This window comes from Paraniabella hibiscisoli, assembly GCF_022512515.1.
Taxonomy (GTDB): domain Bacteria; phylum Bacteroidota; class Bacteroidia; order Chitinophagales; family Chitinophagaceae; genus Niabella; species Niabella hibiscisoli.
Window position 1 is genome coordinate 357,090 of sequence record NZ_JAKWBK010000003.1, and the last position, 18,868, is coordinate 375,957.

Consider the following 18,868-nt stretch of genomic DNA (forward strand, 5'->3'; position numbering starts at 1 on the left):
ATAATAGCCAGTGGTTCAAACCACTGGCTATTATTAAAAGGATATGTCTAAGAAACCGAAGGCCGGCTTGTCTCAGGTCAGCCTGCTTAAAGCAAAAGCAGCGCTGGCGCTGGAATCCAGCTCATCCAGTTGCCGGTAACCATCCACATGCAGCGCATTTACATAGAGGCTCTCGGTAAAAGCAGCTCTGCCACCGGCAGCGCATGTTTGCATTAACTCATCAGGACTAAATTCCAGGTCTGGTGAATCATCCGGCATGTATACACCGTCTACATCTCTTACATACCGCCCGGCATCTCCTATCACCATACCACTAATGCTGGCTACAGTTGGGAACGCGCCTGTACCTGCATTACCCCTGCCCACACTGAACGAAAAATCTGCAAAATTATTCGCCTGGTAAGCCTTAAACGGAATGGATATGTTTTTCTCTCCGCCGTTTGAATAATCCAGGAAGCCACATGGATTGGATACCCTGTAGGGGCCTCCAGGACCAGTGGTGAGTCTTACAGGATATATCTCAGCTACTGTTTTATTATTCAGGCTATCCACCCTTACTAGCATTTTGAACGCATTCATGCCATTCTGAATACCAAAATATTCAGCAGAAGCGGTTTCACTGCTATTAAAGTTGGCAACGGTAGGGATCTGGAAGAAAGCCTGTGGTGGATTCACCCGGTTTCCTGCCTGGTCGAATATCTCCAGCCAAAACTCATACAACCCATCTCCGGCAAGCGTCCTGGTATCCAGGTCGGTAGTAAATACACCCATGCTCATCCATCCTACAGAATCGGTGATCCCTTCAAAGCCTACAGGATTAATTGGCGGGATCAGGTACAATGCTTTACTATTAACTGTAAAAGGTCCCAGCAGTACCGAACGTACATCAAAATGTTTGGTCAAACCTTCCATCCGTTCCACCAGGTAAGGACGATGTATATCCGCTGTCAAAGCAATATCAGCACCCGATTCGGGCACCATAGCTTCATTATGCGTTTTTCTACACATCCATCTAAAATATTTGGCACCCGATAAAGGAAGTCCACTTCCAAAAATGATAGAAAAATTCAGCTTTGCACTGGTAGCGGTTGTTGCAAAGGGAGAGCGATGATCAGCGCCATACCGGAACAAACCTTTTCTTTCAAAAGACACACCCTGTATAGGTGTATTATTAGAAGTTTGTAATACATCTCTTACCGAAAAATTCCCTATAGTTCGTATCCATACCGCTTCACCACCCAGTACCGGGCCGCAGTTGGGTGTTACCCGAGGATCTGTAATACTGATATTGATCTCCGATCCGCAAACATAGTCCCAACGGGTATTGCAGGCTATAGCCGGACGATACACGGTTTCCCAAACCCCATTGATCAAACATTCTACCCAGATATAAATATCCGGCTTATCTCCATTGGTAAAATAAATAATATTGGTATCGAAGCGACCATTCTCATCGGTATAGGTGGTCTTTATTTTATCGCAGCGATAAAAATAAGGCCATAACCAGGGAATACGACAAAAATGAGGTATGAGGAGTTTAAAATTATTGACCAATTCATTTCTCAATACCGGGATATTAGTGGTATTGAACTTAGCTGCTATGGCAGGATCCAGCTTAATGATCGGCTCAGCGGCAGGCGCTGTATTAGTAGGCCTCACTAAGATATTGGGCCTGATGATGGAAGTGGTAGTAAATACATTAGGTTTAGGAATATTGAGTTTGGGAGCTATCCTGAAAAGTTCTGGTATCCTCAGAATAATGGGATCGGGAATTTTCCTGATCAGCCAGAATATTTTATCTACTTCACAAATATTTACCCTTGCTTTACAAACAGGCAACTGCAGCTGATTATTACCAATAAGGTATGTTTTGGTTAAACGCCCTAATACCCTGCAAAAGCGAAGCAACCAATACTCCGTGAATATCGGAGGAATAGGTTTAATAAGGGGGCGGTTACCATCGCGCCAGTCGATAGATGAAACGTAGGGCCGGAAGCGCTCTAATTGTTGCAGATGCGTGACGCCATCCAGGCTGTCTTCCACATTAGGAAGCACTATCACCTGCAGGTTGCCTCTTTTCAAAAAAGCTTCATCAAAGCTGGCATCTCCTTTTTCATCTACAGGAGACTGCTGGAAAATATTTCCCTGCGCATCGGCAAGGATTACAGAAAGATTTACCGGCTCCTGCAGTGATTTCTCAAACTGCACCGGTATTTTAACGGTTGCCATATAGGGTGTTTTTATGTTTAGAGTATGATGTTTACTCCGGGAATTTTGTACATACAAATATACCCTAACCAACCTGGGTGTAACAATACCTAATAGAGGCTATGCACAAGTAGATCTGGCTAATTAGTTGGGGTTGGGTAAAACATTAAGACAAATCTCTAATAACAAGCTTACAGAAACAGACAGTCCTGGTCGCTTCCGTTCCTATAACGTTTTGAATGCTGAAGGCTAGCAGACTCTTAACTACCGTTAACTCCTTCTTGATTTACTTAAAACTCATGGGTAACTATTTACTATCGGCTAGTATTCTGAACCATTAAGGCAAGAAACATTAAGACAAATCTCTAATAACAAGCTTACAGAAAAAGACAGTTCTGGTCGCTTCCGCTCCTATAACATTTTGAATGCTGAAGGCAAGCAGACCCTTAACTACCGTTAACTCCTTCATGATTTACTTAAAACTCATGGGTAACTATTTACCATCAATCAGTTTTTTGAACCATTAAGACGGGAAGAAACATTAAGACGTATACTCATGCATTCAAAACGCCAACAATCGCAGAATTCATGTAATATTTCGAATGGAATCGCAACTTCACACTTCTTCCTACACTTCGATAAACTCTAAGCCCTATTCACTACTTACTATTCACCATTCACTATTCACCTCAATATCCATACTTATCCTTCCACAGCTTTTTCAGGTAATTGCGTAGTTCATGCTCGCGTGGATTATTTCCAGGATCATAGATTTTGGTTCCTGCAATAGCTTCGGGTAAATATTCCTGCTGCGAAAAATTATTGTCATAGCTATGGGCATATTGATAGCCCTTTCCGTAATCCAGGTTCTTCATGAGTTTGGTTGGCGCGTTCCTGATATGCAAAGGGACTGGCAGATCCCCGGTTCGGCTTACCAATGCCATTGCATCATTAATAGCTGCGTAGGAAGCATTGCTTTTGGGAGAAGTAGCTAAGTAAACCGCACATTGCGACAATATGATCCTCGACTCAGGATGGCCTATTTTATTAACCGCATCGAATGTGGCATTGGCGAGCAACAACGCGTTAGGGTTGGCATTTCCAATATCTTCGCTGGCCAGTATCAACATTCTTCGCGCAATAAACTTTACATCTTCTCCTCCCTCGATCATACGGGCCAGCCAATACACGGCGCCGTTAGGGTCGCTGCCTCGCATTGATTTAATGAAGGCTGATATAATATCATAATGCTGCTCCCCGCTTTTATCATACAAAGCTACTTTTTCTGGGCTATATCCATCACCAGCGCATCCGTTACTTCTATTTTATCTCTCGAAGTATTGCAAACCAGTTCGAGTAAGTTCAGCAGCTTGCGCGCATCGCCGCCGCTGATATTTATTAAAGCAGCTGTTTCCTTTAAGCTGATCTTTTTCTTTTTGAGTACCTCATCTTCTTTTATAGCCTTATTAAGTAAGGCTATCAGGTCTTTCTCTTCGAGCGACTTCAACACGTATACCTGGCTACGGCTGAGCAAAGCGCTGTTAACCTCAAAAGACGGGTTTTCCGTAGTTGCACCAATCAGCGTGATAATACCTTTCTCCACAGCATGCAGTAAGGCATCCTGCTGGCTTTTATTAAAGCGATGGATCTCATCTATAAATAAAATACTCTGGTATTCGTGCTTTGCTTTTTCTATTACCTCACGTACTTCTTTTACACCGGCATTTACCGCACTCAATGCAAAAAAGACATGGAAAGCTCCTGCGCAATAATATTGGCCAGGGTAGTTTTACCCGTTCCGGGTGCCCCCAGAAAATAACAGAGCCCAGGGATTTGTTTTCTACCGATTTACGCAATACACTTCCCTTCCCTATTAAATGTTGCTGACCAACAACATCATCCAGGCTGCGGGGTCTTATTCGTTCAGCTAAAGGAATCATGCCACGAATTTATGGCACATTTACAGTAAGAAAGTTTTGAATTTTGTTAAGACAATCATTCCAGATAGCTGGATCAGACCATCCATGCGTTTGATTAGCATAATATACCAGCTGATTCTTCACATTAACACTTTTCAATTTTGCTTCCAGCGCATAAGACTGCTCTTCAGGAACCACATCATCTAGCCCCCTGCAAAATAATAGTAGGTGGTGATTGAGCCGAAACAAAATTAATGGGACTACTGGCTTGATACATAGAAGCATTTGAAGTTGGAGACCCACCCATCAAAACGCTTACCAGAAGCCCTGTACCGGGATCAGTGCTTGCATAAAAATTATACAACGATACCATGTCAACAGGACCAAAAAAATCCACCACTGCTTTGGGAGTAATGGTTTGATTATTTTTATATGCCTGCAACATTGCTAAGTGAGCTCCGGCACTGGCTCCGCCTATTACCCATTTGTCTGATATATTAAAGCTCTGGCGTCGATCGTAAATATATTTGACAGCAGACTTTACATCTTCTTCCTGTGTTGGAAACTTATTACTTGAAAAACCTGCTAACCTGTAATTTAAATTAAAAAAGCCCAATCAGGCATGCGTCTGCGTAGCGAATCGATAATGCTATTCAAATCTGCTTTATCGCCTTCTGCCCAGGCGCCTCCATGTAATAAAATCATAACTTTTGTTGAGGCTGTGGAACGGTTAGCTGGGAGATAAAAATCCATCTTCTGTAAATTATCACTGCCATAAGCAACATTTGTTAGTGCTTGCGCCTCTACCGTAATGTTCGGTTCATCTGGCTTAAAGTCATCATCTTTCCCGCAGGAAAAAATTGTTATGGCTATCAGAAATGCAAATAATTGTTTCATATAAGGATGGGTTTTCATTTGAAAATTCTTCAAAATACGCCCCAAACTTAGGCTTTTTTAACGCTCTAAATGGTATTTGCTACTTCTGCCAATTTCGCGTTACTTTGTACAAAGCAATTTTTATTAAAAATTTGTACAACATATCTTCTTTTTACAACAGCATCTTGATCTGCTGAACCACTGACGGTTGATCTTTTTTACCCGCAACCTGTTTACTCATTTTTAAAAAGAAACCGATATGTCTTTCGCTACAAAGCAAGCATCCTCCTATTTTATTGAACTGGAAGAGCAATATGGCGCCCACAATTATCACCCCTTACCCGTTGTCTTGTCCAAAGGACAAGGCGTTTATGTATGGGATGTAGAAGGCCGCCAATACTTCGATTTTCTGAGCGGCTACTCGGCCGTTAACCAGGGGCATTGCCATCCTAAGATCGTGCAAGCTTTTATGGAGCAGGCCCAAACCCTTACCTTAACCAGTCGTGCATTTTATAATGATAAGTTGGGGGAATTCGAAAAATACATCACGCAACTATTAGGTTATGACAAGGTATTGCCGATGAACACGGGTGTAGAAGCGGTAGAAACAGCTATTAAGCTTTGTCGCAAATGGGCTTACGAAGTAAAAGGGATCCCCGAAAACGAGGCGAAAATTATTGTTTGCAATAATAATTTCCATGGCCGTACTACTACTGTGATATCTTTTAGCAGCGATCCTTCCGCAAAAAACAACTTCGGCCCCTTTCCCAAAGGTTTTATCAGCATCCCTTATAATGATATAGCGGCGCTTAATAATGTACTGAAGTCTGAAGAAAATATTGCAGGTTTCCTGGTAGAACCGATACAGGGAGAAGCAGGGGTTTTTGTTCCCAAAGACGGGTATCTTAGCCAGTGTAAAACATTATGCGAAGCACATAATATTTTATTTATAGCAGATGAAATACAAACAGGTTTGTGCCGGACCGGTAAAATGCTGGCCTGCGACCATGAAAATGTAAGACCCGATATCGTGTTATTGGGCAAGGCGCTCAGCGGAGGTATGCTGCCTGTTAGTGCCGTGCTGGCCGATGATGAAATCATGTTAACGATCAAACCGGGAGAACATGGTTCTACTTATGGGGGCAATCCACTCGCCAGCGTAACAGCTATTGCGGCCTTGCAGGTACTGCTGGACGAAAATATGGCCGAGCGATCAGAAAAGCTGGGGGCTTATTTCAGGGAGGCATTAAAAAAGACAGGTTCTCCTTTAATACAAACCGTACGCGGAAAAGGACTGTTGAATGCAATAGAAATCAACAGCAGCGATGAAAATATGGCCTGGGAAATTTGCCTGGCATTGAAAGAAAAAGGTTTGCTGGCGAAACCCACGCATGGAGATAAAATAAGATTCGCCCCTCCGCTGGTAATCACCGAAGAACAATTAAAAGAGTGCATTGTTATCATTCAACAAACTTTACAATCCTTTGAGCGGTCCTAAACATTTTTATAATGCGCTGCCTGCATTTATTGTGGGAGCTATTGAAGGCCTGATCGTTATCCTGGCCATTTTTTGTTTTTTGCTGGCGAGAGGTGTAGATGCGGGCCTTATATATATTTATACCGGCATTGCCGTTGTATTTATTGCCGGCCTGCTGGCAGTAGGCGCTTATTATACCCGCAAAGAAGAAATGGACAATAGCGGGGGCGAAAGCAAGATCCTGAAGATTTATCAATCCCTGGATATTGATGACCACTTAAAAAAGGCAATGGTGGATGACACCTTACAGGAAAACAAAGTGTGGGAAAAAGAGTGGCAGGAAGGCGGTAATGCCACCAGCAGCCTGATGCCTAAACAATACGCCCTGTCTGTATTCTGGGGATTTTTAACTGGCGGTATCATCATACTGATCAATAATTACCTGGTGGAGTTACCCAATTATGCGGCACTCTTGATACCTTTTCTGTTACTGGCAATATTGGGATTCTATAAATACAAACTATCCAACCAAAAGCCGGTCAATGGTATGTTATTGATCTCTTTGTCGGGTATGGCAGCGGCTATAGGAGCCTGGTATGCCGGTGGTTTATTCTAAGCTTCGGGTTCTGCTATTTTAACGGGTGGTTCTTTAGGAAAAAGTGCTGTAATCATCAAAGTGATGCTTGCTATTAAGAGCAGGTAAATACCCGCCAGTTTTTCGGGGCATACACCGGCTTCGCAATGCGGCACTACTCCAAAATTCCGGATACCCCAGGCCAGGTTTAAGGCTGCAAATAAAAGTCCTAATCTTTTGGCCCAGATTTTTGGAACGAAAGCGCAGATCAATATAAAGAACGCTAATACAAAGTGAGCCAGGGCAGGTTTGCCATAACGTGTTCCTGTAGTATCCACACCCGTTATCGTCAAAGCCGGATCTTCAATTCTCATCCAGGGCATAAAACATGCAGTCACTAATACTATAATACCTAACAGTGTAAAAATTAAGGAACGATTCATGGCTGCAAAAGTAAATGAGCGCCCGTAAAGAAGCGCTCATTTTGTAAAAATCTGATAATATATTTAGAAATAAAATACGCCGCTCACACCCAGTGCCCGGTGTTGGTTACTTTTATTGGCGTTATCATTCGTTCCTTCACCAGGAGTTGTATTGGTTAATCCCAAACCATATTGAGCGTGCACACCGAATTTACCGAAATCCACACCCCCTATAATATTAGCGCCAAAGTCAAACCTTTTAAACTGGCCCGACCCACGATTTCCTTCCGTATTCAAATCATCATCACCCCATTTAATTTTATCTTCTGAAGATGTTGTTACACCAGCTACGGTATTTTCCCATTTGTTTTTGCCGGCTATTCCTACTGCGCCGTAAGGACCTGCACCAATATAAGCTTTAACTTTTTCATTAAACGGCAGCATAATGGCAAGGTTTACCGGCAACTCCAGGTAGAGCGGATTTGTCTTGGCAAAGCCCTTGCCGGCTGCATTGTCCCAGTTCACTTCTGTACCTTTCGATTGCAGGTCAAGCCCGGTTCTTATTTCAAAGGTAGAACCTAAAGGAATAGCCCCTACTACACCCGCATTAAATGTATTCAGTCGTTTAGAGTCGTCAGTTTCACCGCTGCCTGTATTAGTTATATTAGCAGAGTTCCATCCGCCCTTAACACCAAATTTTGCTTCAGCAAAGCCTTGTGCGTTTACAACGCCGGCGGTAGCCAATAATGCTACAGCTCCCATAATCATTTTACGTTTCATAATCTTTCATTTTAAGTTTACTTAGGATCAGATTGTTTTTCTGCCCTACCCCTTAAAATACTGTGCCAAAAAGCCTTTTACAAAGAGACTTTTACTATAAAACGCAAAAACAATTGTCTGCCAAACTATTGCAACAGCATATTTCTTCGATACTTATTTTTGCTGGTAGGATATTGCTGGTTGCTGTTTTTCTTTTTCGCGGAAACCAGATGCAGATTTCATCAACTGTATCAATTCTTTACGATATCCTTCTTTATCATTGTTTTTTACGCCATTAACCAGATCTATTGCCAGTTGATAACCACCCGTCCCTTTGTACTCAGAATTTCTTAATAGCATACCAAATTGTGCTATACCGGCAGCCAACTGTATATTTTCACCGGAGTTGCTTACAGATACAGGCGTACCGGCAAGGATCTTCTCCAAAAGCAGGCTTTTATCGCCATCTGGTTTTTTATACCTGAATTTAACCGTCATCACTTCATTACTATTGTTAAAACCGGATACAGAACCCTGGGTTTTCTGATACTTCAGTCCATCTACCTTTTTTAATTCGGCGGCTTCAATGCCTGCCGGGATAATCTCATACAAAGCTGTAACCGTATGACCGCTACCCAACTCCCCGGCATCTTTGGTATCATCATTAAAATCTTCTTTGGCCAGCATACGATTTTCGTAACCGATCAGGCGGTATCCCTGTACCTTGGCAGGATTAAACTCTACCTGCAACTTTACATCTTTAGCAATGGTAAACATCGTGCCTCCAAACTGGCTGATCAATACTTTACGGGCTTCACTTAAATTATCAATATAGGCATGATTACCATTTCCTTTATTCGCCAGCTTCTGCATTTTGGCATCCTGGTAATTACCCGTGCCATACCCCAAAACTGTAAGGAATATGCCGCTTTTTCGTTTTTCTTCAATCATTCTTTCCAGCTCATCATCGCTGCTTTGCCCTACATTGAAATCTCCATCTGTACAAAGCACGATCCGGTTATTCCCGTTTTTAATAAAGCCTTCCTGGGCCATTTTATATGCCAGCTGTATGCCGGCTCCACCGGCTGTTGAACCACCTGCCTGTAAACGATCTATCGCATCTTTTATTTTTATAGTTTCATTTCCTTCGGTGGAGGGCAACACCACTCCAGCATTACCGGCATATACCACCAGGGCCATTCTATCCTGTGGCCTTAGCTGATCGGCCAGCAATTTCATGGAAGACTGTACCAGTGGTAATTTATCGGGTGAAGACATGCTGCCACTTACGTCGATCAAAAAACAATATTGGCGGCCGGCAAATTTTCAGTAGCTATTTTTTTGCCTTGCAAACCTATGGATACCAATTGGTGTTTTTCATTCCAGGGGCAAACCGCATATTCTGTATTAATGCTGAAAGGCGCGTCTCCGGCAGGTTGCGGATATCTATAGCTGAAATAATTGATCATTTCTTCAATACGAACCGAACCATCAGGGGGTAATTGTCCGCTATTAATAAACCTGCGTATATTGCTGTAAGAAGCTCCATCCACATCAATTGAAAAGGTAGACAAAGGATTATCTGTCGATTTCAGGAAGGGGTTTTCGGTAATGTGATCATATCCTTCCCGCGCCTCTGATTCAATACGATGCCGGTCAACTTTTTTAGTTCCGATTGAGCAGACACTTTATATTTAAAAGATGGGCTGGATGCAACGTCATAATTATTAGCCGATGTTGTGGCAATTCCTCGAATTAAGATGTTTTGGGGTGATGATTGGCGAACGATGCCGGCGACACTACCCACCAATGCTTTTTTCTCCTGCCGGCCATAGCCTACCACTACCACTTCATTTAAAGTTTGGCTAATAGCTTCCAGCACCACTTTCAGCTTTGTTGCATTTTTTACTGCCACAACCTTCTGATTAAAACCAACAGATGTAATAATTAATAACGCATCCCTGCTTTTAACTTCAATAGTAAAATTCCCCTGGTCATCGGCGCTGGTTGAATTAGAAGTGCCCTTTTCCTGCACGGCAGCATGGGCAATAGGTATACCGGCAATGTCGGTAACTACTCCGGTTATCGTAACAGGCTTTTGGGTAAAAGCTACTAACACTATTATTAATAAGGGTAAAACCATCCATTTTATCCATTTCATTATTTTAATTTTTAAGGGGTGATTAATAACAACCCAGGAAAGATGATCGACTGGCCTTGTCAATACATCTTACTATTGGTTGCAGGAGTACTGTTGCGTTAAAGATGACGGTAAATCGTAAAATGCATAAAAAATAAAAAATTTAAATGGCGTGTGTATTTTTCTGAAGAAAGGCATCTTACTTATATAAACACACAACCAGCACTTTTAATATTTAATAGTTGTTATGTTGAAATATGTATTTCTGATATCCATTTTCTTATCTCTGTCGGCTGCCGGCTCGGCAAAAAAGATGATACGTCCGGTCGAATATGTGGCGAGCATTGCCGATCTGATTGTTACCGGGAAGATAATCTCGGTTGAAAACGGTACTTATCAATTTAAAATAGCAGAAACAATAAAAGGAAAAAGTGTCGGGTTGATAACGGTACAGCAATTCAGCGAGTGGGAGTGCGACGTTCGTTATGCGAAAGCAGCAAAAGGGCAACAATTGTTTCTGTTTTTAAAAAAGATAAATGGCAAATATGAAATCGTGAACGGCAGTACCGGGGAATTGCCGGTTATTGATGGTAAAGTGACATTAATGTACGAAAGTCCTGATCATATCTTTAAACATTCGTATCCCTACCAGGTAAATATTGAAGAATTTAAAGCGGGGATTAAAGGTTTTATCCGTGTTTTTTCTATGAGCGAATACGATAAAGAAGCCAATCGGTTCTATTTTTTGCAAAGAGCCAGAGAAAATGAATTGCAAAAATTTATAGCAAGTAGCAGTTTTTCGAAATGGATGTATGAAAAAGTGCAGAGAAATTATACAATAATAAAATCATAGTATATTAGTATAAATTTACAGGTTAAACACTCTATTTGGCGCTGGTTGTAAAAATATCATCTTTAAAAGAAGCCACCGACGAACAACTGTTAGCACAATTTAAGCAAACAGGTGATCAGCAGGCATTGGCGGAGCTATACCTGCGCTACAGCGAATTATTGTATGGTGTGTGCTTAAAATACCTGGAAGATGCGGAGGAAGCCAAAGATGCTGTGATGAATATCTACCAGGAATTATTGATAAAAGTGCCCCGGCATGAAATTCAGAACTTTAAAAGCTGGGTATATGTGCTTACCAAAAATCATTGCCTGATGCAGTTGCGCAGCGCCAAAAAAATATTACGGTAAGTTTAGAACAGCACCCTGTGCAATCGGATGATTTCTCGCATCTGGATAGTGTAATTGAAAAAGAGGAAGCGTTTAAACGGCTTGAAAAATGTATTGAAAAGCTTCCGGATGAACAGCAACAAAGCATTAAGTTATTTTATTATGAGAGTAAATGCTATAATGAAATAGCCGAAACTACCAGCATGGACTGGAATAAAGTGCGGAGCCTGATACAGAACGGCCGCCGCAATCTTAAAATTTGTATGGAAAAAATGCAGCAAACTAATACTACATATCCGTTTTATGGGCCTGAAGATATCAAAAGATATCTCAGTGGCAGCATGAGCGCGCAGGAAATGCACGATATGGAAAAAGCTGCATTAAAAGATCCGCTGCTTGCTGATGCTATTGACGGCTTCAGAAATGCAGACCCGGTAGTTACTGATACCCATTTAAATGCTATAAAAGCTTCTATTTTGGGTTTATCATTACAGGAAAAACCCTTGGTTGTTCCCTTAACCCCTTCCCCGAAAAATCCTGGTGGCGTTGGGTAGCCGCAGCCTGCAGCCTTGGCATTATAGCCGGCGCAACATGGTGGGTTATAGAAAATATTAAACCCGGAGCCATTCAACCCCTGGCTAAAAACGAGCAGGTGCCCGCCACCCTGGGTGATTCGATCCGGCCAGCTTCTGCTGATCATACCGCGTCTGTCGTTAAAGAAAAGGCCGAAACGGATCAGGTTATCGCTGCTGAAAACAAGGAAACTGACGGCGTAAAACCTGGATTAAAGAAAGAACAGGCGATATCGGCCAAGGTTTCGGCTCCGGCTCCGACTCAAGCATTGCAAGCACCTATAGCTCAAAAAGTAATGGAAGATGAGGCCACTGCTCCTCATAAAAACGAATCTAATTTCGAACTCAAGGCGTTGAAAAGAAAAGAGGTGAGCGACAATTATGTGTCATCCATGATCGCTGCACCTGCACCGCCAGCCGCTCCAACACCTAATATAAAAACTTCAGGGTTCGGTAACGCTACGAGCCTCCAACCCGTTGCTTATATCGAGGGGCTCGTTGTTGATAAAGATGGGGCGCCACTGGCCAACGCATCTATTTCAGTACCTGGTCGTAATAAAACTACTGCCAATAATGATGGCAGCTTTGTATTACCCGTTTACGACAGCAGCTTTGGTGTGTCGGTAAACAGGTTTGGCTACCAGAATGCGACAGCATTGCTCAGCCCTGGCAAAACCAATAAAATAGTATTAAATAAAACACCTGTCAATCTTGATGAAATAGTAGTCGCCGGCGATAACGTTAAACACCGGATGAAAAAGGCTGCATTTTTGGAAGATGCCCGTAAAGCGCAAGCATTGGCTGTGAGTGCCAATGAGGTCATTTACCCGGAAGAAGGCTGGAGCCATTTTTATGAAGAACTGGGCACCAGCCTGGGAGTAGACAAAGGCAAAAAGACCAAAACCCTCCAGATCAAATTTACCGTAGACGATAACGGCGACCCGGTAGACTTTGAAGTAGTAGAGAGCCCGGATGCCATTATGGCAAAAAAGCGATCGAGTTTATTAAAAAAGCTAAATGGAAAAACTTCAAGCTCGATAAAAATGCCCTGGTAAAAATAGAGGTGAATTAATACGGATCCTGGATAGCGGGGTTAAGGATGCCAGCAGACAACATCCCCGGATATGGTTACCAGGATGGGTGTTCAGCACCCAATACCTTATACCTCTAACCCGGCCACGTGATTATTGTTAATTAAAATGCCGCATAGAGATTCTACCACATTTTTAAATTAACCAGTAACCTCCCACCATCCGAGGATATTCGAACCGCCAAAATGAATGGTATGATGGCGCTACAAGTCATGAATTATTCTTCCTAACAATTACTACCTCAACAATAGCTTGGAACACTGAACCCAATTTTATAGCTGCCATAAAGACATCTATCTTATTATTTACATTAGGGACAACTATAGAAGAACAAGTACTATTCTCAACACTTTAAACGGTCCACTATAGAAGGGTGGGAGATCCTACGGTGGAGCTCCAGATCCAGAGTATAAAAATGAAGCGGCTCATTATACCTACAATTAAATTAGAGATAACCCTCGTTCTGAATTTTAAAGCCCTTCTTAAAAATTCGTAAATTCACACAAAACATGCTCAACCGTTGGTTAAGGTAGCCACAACAGATATGATTTTGTGGTCATTTCTTTTTATCGCTTGTCCCACTACAAATAGAATTTTGTAATTTATTAATTATCAAATCAATAGGTATAAAATTGATTATTAACTGCCAACAATCAAAATACTCCAGAAATACAGTAGAAAAAGGCCAATTTTTTATTTAATTTTATTAGATATAATCTATATAAAAAATTGAAAATAAATTGTTTTATAAAATATATAATACTAATTTATTTAGTTGACATGTTTTTTAATTGCAAAATTCAAATTACTAATTTATTTAGTAGAACTTAAGTGTTTCTGTTATTTTTAAACCGTGTAGAATATAAACAACAATGCCAGCTCCTGCTTGTATTTAAGTGATACAGTTATGAAAAATTCATTTTCTTAAACTGACAAAAATCTATCTAACTAGTGGCTACAAAAAATCCCTGCTATAGTTTATATACTACCTGCAGGGATGAATAAATTTTTATAAAAGAGAGGTGAATGCGTCAATTCAAGCATTCAAAAGGAAAGCTGGTGTGCTATTAGACACCTGTCCAATTGGCAGGATCTTCTCTCCATTGCAATAATTGCCCGGCTTGTTCCGGTTGAATAATTCCTTTTTCCTGGGCTAATTCCAGGAGCATCGGGTAGCTGGTAAGCGGGTGGTATTTTAATCCCCTGGCTTCAAAAGCTTCTTTGGCTACAGAAAAATCATAGGTAAAAATAGATACCATTCCCACAATTTCCAGTCCGGCCGCCAGCAAAGCATCTACCGCCTGCAGGCTGCTTTTTCCGGTACTTACCAGGTCTTCGATCACCACAATTTTTTGCCCGGCCTCATACCTGCCCTCGATCTGGTTTCCCAAACCATGGTCTTTGGGTTTTGGACGTACATATAAAAGGGAAGCTTTAACTGATCCGCAGCCAGGGCTCCCCAGGCGATCCCGGCGGTAGCAACACCCGCCAAAGCGTCAGCTTCGCCAAACTCTTCGAACAACACATTACACATTTCACTCTTGATAAAATCGCGGATAAAGGGGTAAGACAGGATACTGCGGTTATCGCAGTAAATGGGACTTTTCCAGCCGCTGGCCCAAGTGAAGGGATTCTCCGGACTTAATTTTACCGCGTTGGCCTGCAATAATTTTTCGGCCACAACTTTTGCATCGTTCATACCTACTACCTATTTTTAGGTTGCGAAAATAAAAATTTCCCGATACCCGGCCTCGAAACGCCACTTATTATAATCCACATAGTTATGCAGATTACCGTTTACATTCACAATAAACCTGTCCATTTATGCGATATCCTGGACGAACATCTTGAAAAATTGCATCATCAGCCCGACACTATTTTTATAGACGAGCTGGATAACCATACCATAAAAGCCATGCTAAAAGAAATCAACCTGCCGGAGATCAGGCGGGGTATTTTTCTGCACCCGGACCTGGAAGAGCTGAAAAAGCAGTTTTTTAAAAAATTTGAAGTGCATGTAGCCGGCGGCGGATTGGTGATCAACGAAAGCGGTGAACTGTTAATGATCTTTCGCCGGGGCGCCTGGGATTTGCCCAAGGGACATTTAGATAAGGGCGAAACCATAGAGGAATGTGCCGTGCGTGAAGTGCAGGAAGAAACCGGTTTGAAAAACGTAGAATTAGGACGGTTTCTGACCACCACTTTTCATAGTTATGAGCAGGGCACCCATCATATTATGAAAGAATCTCATTGGTATTTAATGAAAAGCAGCCTGGATGAAAAGCTGGTTCCTCAAACTGATGAAGATATTGATGAAATTGAATGGGTGCAAGAGGGTCAACTGGACCAATATTTACCCCAGGCCTACCCTTCTATCAGGGATGTGGTACAGAAATACCTGCATCAGAAGTAGACAGCCGCACTTTTACTGGTACAACCAGCACATCTTATAACAAACAAGCCGGATAGTAAAAAACTTTCCGGCTTGTTTTTATTCATCCAATATCCTTGACTGGTAAATGGGATTAATGATCTAACAACCATTTAATACCTACCACAAACATGATGATTACAGCAAAAACGTATTTCAGTTTAATCGCCTGGTTTTTCCTGTAAGTATAAATAATACCTACCGACATGATAAGGGCGATAGCGATGATAAACCAGCCAAATGCGGAAGCTCCTCCTAATTCAATACTCATAATTATGCCTGGTTTTTAGTCTTTTTCAATGGTGACGTCTGTTATCTGCATGGCAAAATTATCTGGCCTCCTATCCGCTTCAGGTTTATCAAACTCGGCATAATGAACCTTTCCCTTGATCTTAAATGACTGATGCTGATCAAGGTTATATTTTTCACCTTTCCCATCATACACATTAAAATTCTTTAATGTATATTTCTTTGATCGGGTTCTAAATCCAATGTCACACTATTTTTATCAGCTCCCAATGGCAATACAATATCAGAAATGCTTTCCTTTTCGGAACTCATAGCGCTTGGCTTAACAACGAAAGCCATAGGAATTGTTTTCGACTGCCCGGAACTAAACGTAAAAAATGGTGCATCAAACTCTCCTACAAGTTCGATTGTTTTACCCTCATACTCATAGCTGTTTTGGAGTTTTTTGGCCATTTCTACAGATTCATTACTACAGGAAAAGAGTGAAATAGAAAGGGCTGCGGTCACAGTAGCGATAAGGTTTGTTTTTTTCATTTTGATTTGTTTTAATGGTAAACGGGGGTTTGAACAAAATTCTGCTAAACGAGATTTCCCGAGCAGGAATTGCCTTTTCAACACCAAATAAATAGTATAGCCGCCATAATGAAAAAATGAAGTTACAATCCGCTTTAAACCATTTACAATTCGCTACTTAAAAAATCAGTGTTTTAAGACAACCCGCTGATTGAACGAATACAGGTTATGATCAATCGAATTATAAGCCCCATTCACCGATATTGGCTTTTATTTTCCCCGAAATGGCATTTGTTTTGAATTTCATAAGAAAAACAATCGTATGACTACTCACGAAATAATCAGCCTCGGTTTCCAGAAAGCCAATTCCATTTCAGTAAATGAATATGTAAATGGCCTCGTAAAAGTTCAGTTGGAAGACAATAATGTAACCAATGTATTTGTAACCAATATTAAGGTAAACAGCATCAGGAATATTGAAGAATTGCAATACCTGTGCAAGCGCCTGAAGATAAGCGCCTGAGAATTATTGGTAATATTCCTGTCGATTATAAGAAGATTACAGGCGAATCGCCTCTGCAACCTGTTCCATTTCGCGGCTGGTGCCTATACTCAGGCGCAGCCATCTGGAGTTTTCTTCAAAGCTCCTGGCCCCGATAATATTATTTGACTCCAAAACAGCTTTAAAGTCTTTGGGGTATTTCGTAGTATCAAAATATACAAAACTGGTAGCCGACGGTATGTAGGGGATACCATTACGATCCAGTGACCGGTAAAAATATTACGTGCTTTTGCATTTTCTTTTTGCACATTGCTGTAAATGAAGCATCCTCCAATGAAGCAATGGCCCCTGCCAGGGAGATGCCACCTGCACCTGCATTAGCCCAGGGCTGCAGGTCATTCAACTGTTGAATCGTCTCTTTATGAGCCAAAGCATAGCCTACCCTCGCTCCTGCCATTCCATAAATTTTAGAGAATGTTTTAGCTACTATTAAATTGGGATGATCCTTTACCAGGTGCGTAACACTGGGCGTATCTTCAAATTCGGTATAGGCCTCATCCAATAATATAGTAACGGAAGGAGAAACGCCTTTTATAAAGCCTTCCAACTCATCAGCCGGTATAACGGTACCTGTAGGATTATTGGGATTGCAGATATACACCATGCGGGTATTGGCATCAATCGCTTCCTTTAAACGTTGAAGATCTACTCCTTTTTCTTGTGTTAGGGGTACCAGTTTAACCGGCGCTCCTATTTTCTTAGCTGCAGGCATCCATAACCTGAACGTTGGATCGGGAGCTACGATATTGCCTTTCTTTAAAGCGGCCAGAACCGAAGCCAGGCCTAACAGTTCTGAAGACCCTGCTCCTATTATTACATGGTCTTTTGTTAGCTGATAAGCTGTGGCGATTTTATCTCTTAACAAAGTGGTGGTTTCCCACGGATAACGATTGCAACCATTCACGGCCTTACTCATCGCCTTTCGTGCTTTGGGAGATGGGCCATAGGGATTTTCATTAGAGCTTAGCTTTATGAGATCAGCAACCTGGTCATTATACTTTGGCCCTGGCGACTCTGCGGCAAACAGATCTCTGCTAAAACCGAATGCAGCTACAGCCAGGACGCTTTGCTTTAATAATTCTCTACGGTGCATAAAAATAGTTTTGATGACCGTAAGTTACACTATTTAAGGGTCGGTAACCGTACCTGGTACAGGCTATTTTGTGTTACCTGTTTTTATTGGCGATTATCCATACCATTCCTAAAGCAATAACCAGATCACTGGCAGAACGGTTGTAATCAAAACGCTGGTCCACTATTGTGTTTCCGGTGTATAAAGCTGTTCTTTTTAGCTGGTACTCAAAACCCGGATTGAACCTGGCGTATTTGGCAGTAATGGTTGTAGCCCATAAACGATGCCACCGGTAGCCCAATTGCAAATGTGCCTGTGCTGTTAAAGGCATTGGTTTTAATGCTGCCCCTTCCGGCAACAACTCCACCAGATATTGCCGATTACTGTTCTTTTCTTTTAAATAACCCGAAATACGCGTTGCCCGGAATTTTGTGATACCCAGTCCCAAGCCCGCACGCATCAGAAAGTTGTTTTTCTCCATGCTATACACTGGTCCCAATGTAGCCCTCCAGTCATTTTTATGAGATGTGCCATACTTAACATCCAATGGTTCTGAAAAATAGCCTTGTTCATAGGAATCCGCTATCAGCTTCTCCCCAGAGCTTTTCCATTCAGAATTTACTTCTCCCGATTGGTAATCAAAGTCGGCGTAAAGGCCCCAGTTACGGGTTGGAAAGTATTGCACCATAATACCAACCAGGCCTCCTGTTTTCACCAGTGAGATATCATTATCCAACACCCCACCCTGGTAAAAGTCCTTTAATGGCATACGATACCCCAAGTTGGTGGTTACAAATAACCGCCCATGGTAAGCCATTTTTTCT

At 41.8% G+C, this 18,868-nt stretch carries 26 protein-coding genes; 8 read left to right on the forward strand and 18 right to left on the reverse strand.

The window, feature by feature from the left end; translation table 11 throughout:
• Positions 1–72: 72 nt before the first annotated feature.
• The 6 genes from MKP07_RS33075 to MKP07_RS33095 form a co-directional block, all read right to left on the reverse strand.
• Positions 73–2,229, reverse strand: a complete 2,157-nt coding sequence (locus tag MKP07_RS33075) for a hypothetical protein (RefSeq protein ID WP_240852326.1) — start codon at positions 2,227–2,229, stop codon at positions 73–75.
• Between the two features lie 668 nt (positions 2,230–2,897).
• Complete coding sequence (locus MKP07_RS33080) at positions 2,898–3,482, reverse strand: AAA family ATPase (RefSeq protein WP_240852327.1); 585 nt, start codon at positions 3,480–3,482, stop codon at positions 2,898–2,900.
• 2 nt (positions 3,483–3,484) lie between these two features.
• Positions 3,485–3,946, reverse strand: a complete 462-nt coding sequence (locus MKP07_RS33085) for an AAA family ATPase (protein ID WP_262920114.1) — start codon at positions 3,944–3,946, stop codon at positions 3,485–3,487.
• A complete protein-coding gene (locus tag MKP07_RS41695) occupies positions 3,943–4,056 on the reverse strand; it encodes an AAA family ATPase (protein ID WP_317236229.1) in 114 nt (37 codons plus the stop codon). Before MKP07_RS41695 ends, MKP07_RS33085 begins: the two co-directional genes overlap by 4 nt.
• 270 nt (positions 4,057–4,326) lie before the next feature.
• Positions 4,327–4,743, reverse strand: a complete 417-nt coding sequence (locus MKP07_RS33090) for an alpha/beta hydrolase (protein ID WP_240852328.1) — start codon at positions 4,741–4,743, stop codon at positions 4,327–4,329.
• Positions 4,725–5,024: a hypothetical protein gene (locus MKP07_RS33095; RefSeq protein WP_240852329.1), complete on the reverse strand. Its 300-nt coding sequence runs from the start codon at positions 5,022–5,024 to the stop codon at positions 4,725–4,727. The genes MKP07_RS33090 and MKP07_RS33095 overlap by 19 nt, the downstream gene beginning before the upstream one ends.
• A gap of 238 nt (positions 5,025–5,262) precedes the next feature.
• Here MKP07_RS33095 and rocD point away from each other — a divergent pair, with 238 nt between their 5' ends.
• The gene (gene rocD / locus MKP07_RS33100) at positions 5,263–6,501 is read left to right on the forward strand and encodes an ornithine--oxo-acid transaminase (protein ID WP_240852330.1); all 1,239 of its coding nucleotides are present in this window, start codon (positions 5,263–5,265) and stop codon (positions 6,499–6,501) included.
• Positions 6,488–7,096 carry a VIT1/CCC1 transporter family protein gene (locus MKP07_RS33105; protein ID WP_240852331.1) on the forward strand — a complete coding sequence of 203 codons (609 nt, stop codon included), beginning with the start codon at positions 6,488–6,490 and terminating at the stop codon, positions 7,094–7,096. The genes rocD and MKP07_RS33105 overlap by 14 nt, the downstream gene beginning before the upstream one ends.
• On the opposite strand, the gene MKP07_RS33110 is transcribed toward MKP07_RS33105, so the two are convergent.
• From MKP07_RS33110 to MKP07_RS33130, 5 genes are all read right to left on the reverse strand, one after another.
• The gene (locus MKP07_RS33110) at positions 7,093–7,497 is read right to left on the reverse strand and encodes a hypothetical protein (RefSeq protein WP_240852332.1); all 405 of its coding nucleotides are present in this window, start codon (positions 7,495–7,497) and stop codon (positions 7,093–7,095) included. The two genes, MKP07_RS33105 and MKP07_RS33110, sit on opposite strands and share 4 nt — an antisense overlap.
• Positions 7,498–7,560: 63 nt before the next feature.
• Positions 7,561–8,256, reverse strand: a complete 696-nt coding sequence (locus tag MKP07_RS33115; protein ID WP_240852333.1) for a porin family protein — start codon at positions 8,254–8,256, stop codon at positions 7,561–7,563.
• A gap of 153 nt (positions 8,257–8,409) precedes the next feature.
• Positions 8,410–9,534 (reverse strand): YfbK domain-containing protein, encoded by a 1,125-nt coding sequence (locus MKP07_RS33120; RefSeq protein ID WP_240852334.1) that lies wholly within the window; start codon positions 9,532–9,534, stop codon positions 8,410–8,412.
• A complete protein-coding gene (locus MKP07_RS33125) occupies positions 9,531–9,809 on the reverse strand; it encodes a von Willebrand factor type A domain-containing protein (RefSeq protein ID WP_240852335.1) in 279 nt (92 codons plus the stop codon). Before MKP07_RS33125 ends, MKP07_RS33120 begins: the two co-directional genes overlap by 4 nt.
• A gap of 17 nt (positions 9,810–9,826) precedes the next feature.
• Positions 9,827–10,396, reverse strand: coding sequence for a carboxypeptidase-like regulatory domain-containing protein (locus MKP07_RS33130; RefSeq protein WP_240852336.1), 570 nt, complete (start codon positions 10,394–10,396; stop codon positions 9,827–9,829).
• Between the two features lie 292 nt (positions 10,397–10,688).
• On the opposite strand from MKP07_RS33130, the gene MKP07_RS33135 reads away from it, so the two are divergent.
• The 4 genes from MKP07_RS33135 to MKP07_RS33150 all read left to right on the forward strand — a co-directional run bounded on the left by MKP07_RS33135 (position 10,689) and on the right by MKP07_RS33150 (position 13,181).
• Positions 10,689–11,228: a hypothetical protein gene (locus MKP07_RS33135; RefSeq protein WP_240852337.1), complete on the forward strand. Its 540-nt coding sequence runs from the start codon at positions 10,689–10,691 to the stop codon at positions 11,226–11,228.
• Between the two features lie 35 nt (positions 11,229–11,263).
• On the forward strand, positions 11,264–11,575 hold the full coding sequence (locus MKP07_RS33140; RefSeq protein WP_240852338.1) for an RNA polymerase sigma factor: 312 nt from the start codon (positions 11,264–11,266) through the stop codon (positions 11,573–11,575).
• Positions 11,576–11,592: 17 nt separating this feature from the next.
• Complete coding sequence (locus MKP07_RS33145) at positions 11,593–12,108, forward strand: sigma-70 family RNA polymerase sigma factor (protein ID WP_240852339.1); 516 nt, start codon at positions 11,593–11,595, stop codon at positions 12,106–12,108.
• 98 nt (positions 12,109–12,206) lie between these two features.
• The gene (locus MKP07_RS33150; protein WP_240852340.1) at positions 12,207–13,181 is read left to right on the forward strand and encodes a carboxypeptidase-like regulatory domain-containing protein; all 975 of its coding nucleotides are present in this window, start codon (positions 12,207–12,209) and stop codon (positions 13,179–13,181) included.
• 1,103 nt (positions 13,182–14,284) lie between these two features.
• Here the strand turns inward: MKP07_RS33150 and MKP07_RS33155 are convergent.
• Together MKP07_RS33155 and MKP07_RS33160 are read right to left on the reverse strand one after the other, a co-directional pair.
• Positions 14,285–14,563 carry an orotate phosphoribosyltransferase gene (locus MKP07_RS33155; RefSeq protein ID WP_240852341.1) on the reverse strand — a complete coding sequence of 93 codons (279 nt, stop codon included), beginning with the start codon at positions 14,561–14,563 and terminating at the stop codon, positions 14,285–14,287.
• Positions 14,557–14,916, reverse strand: coding sequence for an orotate phosphoribosyltransferase (locus MKP07_RS33160; protein WP_240852342.1), 360 nt, complete (start codon positions 14,914–14,916; stop codon positions 14,557–14,559). The genes MKP07_RS33155 and MKP07_RS33160 overlap by 7 nt, the downstream gene beginning before the upstream one ends.
• Positions 14,917–15,000: 84 nt before the next feature.
• Here MKP07_RS33160 and MKP07_RS33165 point away from each other — a divergent pair, with 84 nt between their 5' ends.
• Positions 15,001–15,630, forward strand: coding sequence for an NUDIX hydrolase (locus tag MKP07_RS33165; RefSeq protein WP_317236199.1), 630 nt, complete (start codon positions 15,001–15,003; stop codon positions 15,628–15,630).
• 112 nt (positions 15,631–15,742) lie between these two features.
• On the opposite strand, the gene MKP07_RS33170 is transcribed toward MKP07_RS33165, so the two are convergent.
• Genes MKP07_RS33170 through MKP07_RS33180 form a run of 3 tightly spaced genes read right to left on the reverse strand, consistent with a single transcriptional unit; the run spans position 15,743 to position 16,431 of the window.
• Complete coding sequence (locus tag MKP07_RS33170) at positions 15,743–15,919, reverse strand: hypothetical protein (RefSeq protein WP_240852343.1); 177 nt, start codon at positions 15,917–15,919, stop codon at positions 15,743–15,745.
• A gap of 15 nt (positions 15,920–15,934) precedes the next feature.
• On the reverse strand, positions 15,935–16,093 hold the full coding sequence (locus tag MKP07_RS33175; protein WP_240852344.1) for a hypothetical protein: 159 nt from the start codon (positions 16,091–16,093) through the stop codon (positions 15,935–15,937).
• Between the two features lie 11 nt (positions 16,094–16,104).
• Positions 16,105–16,431, reverse strand: a complete 327-nt coding sequence (locus MKP07_RS33180) for a hypothetical protein (RefSeq protein WP_240852345.1) — start codon at positions 16,429–16,431, stop codon at positions 16,105–16,107.
• 301 nt (positions 16,432–16,732) lie between these two features.
• On the opposite strand from MKP07_RS33180, the gene MKP07_RS33185 reads away from it, so the two are divergent.
• The gene (locus MKP07_RS33185) at positions 16,733–16,933 is read left to right on the forward strand and encodes a hypothetical protein (protein ID WP_240852346.1); all 201 of its coding nucleotides are present in this window, start codon (positions 16,733–16,735) and stop codon (positions 16,931–16,933) included.
• Between the two features lie 232 nt (positions 16,934–17,165).
• Here the strand turns inward: MKP07_RS33185 and MKP07_RS33190 are convergent, their stop codons facing one another.
• Together MKP07_RS33190 and MKP07_RS33195 are read right to left on the reverse strand one after the other, a co-directional pair.
• Positions 17,166–18,065 carry a pyridoxal phosphate-dependent aminotransferase gene (locus tag MKP07_RS33190; protein WP_240852347.1) on the reverse strand — a complete coding sequence of 300 codons (900 nt, stop codon included), beginning with the start codon at positions 18,063–18,065 and terminating at the stop codon, positions 17,166–17,168.
• 73 nt (positions 18,066–18,138) lie between these two features.
• On the reverse strand, positions 18,139–18,861 hold the full coding sequence (locus MKP07_RS33195) for a hypothetical protein (protein WP_240852348.1): 723 nt from the start codon (positions 18,859–18,861) through the stop codon (positions 18,139–18,141).
• Positions 18,862–18,868 lie beyond the last annotated feature (7 nt).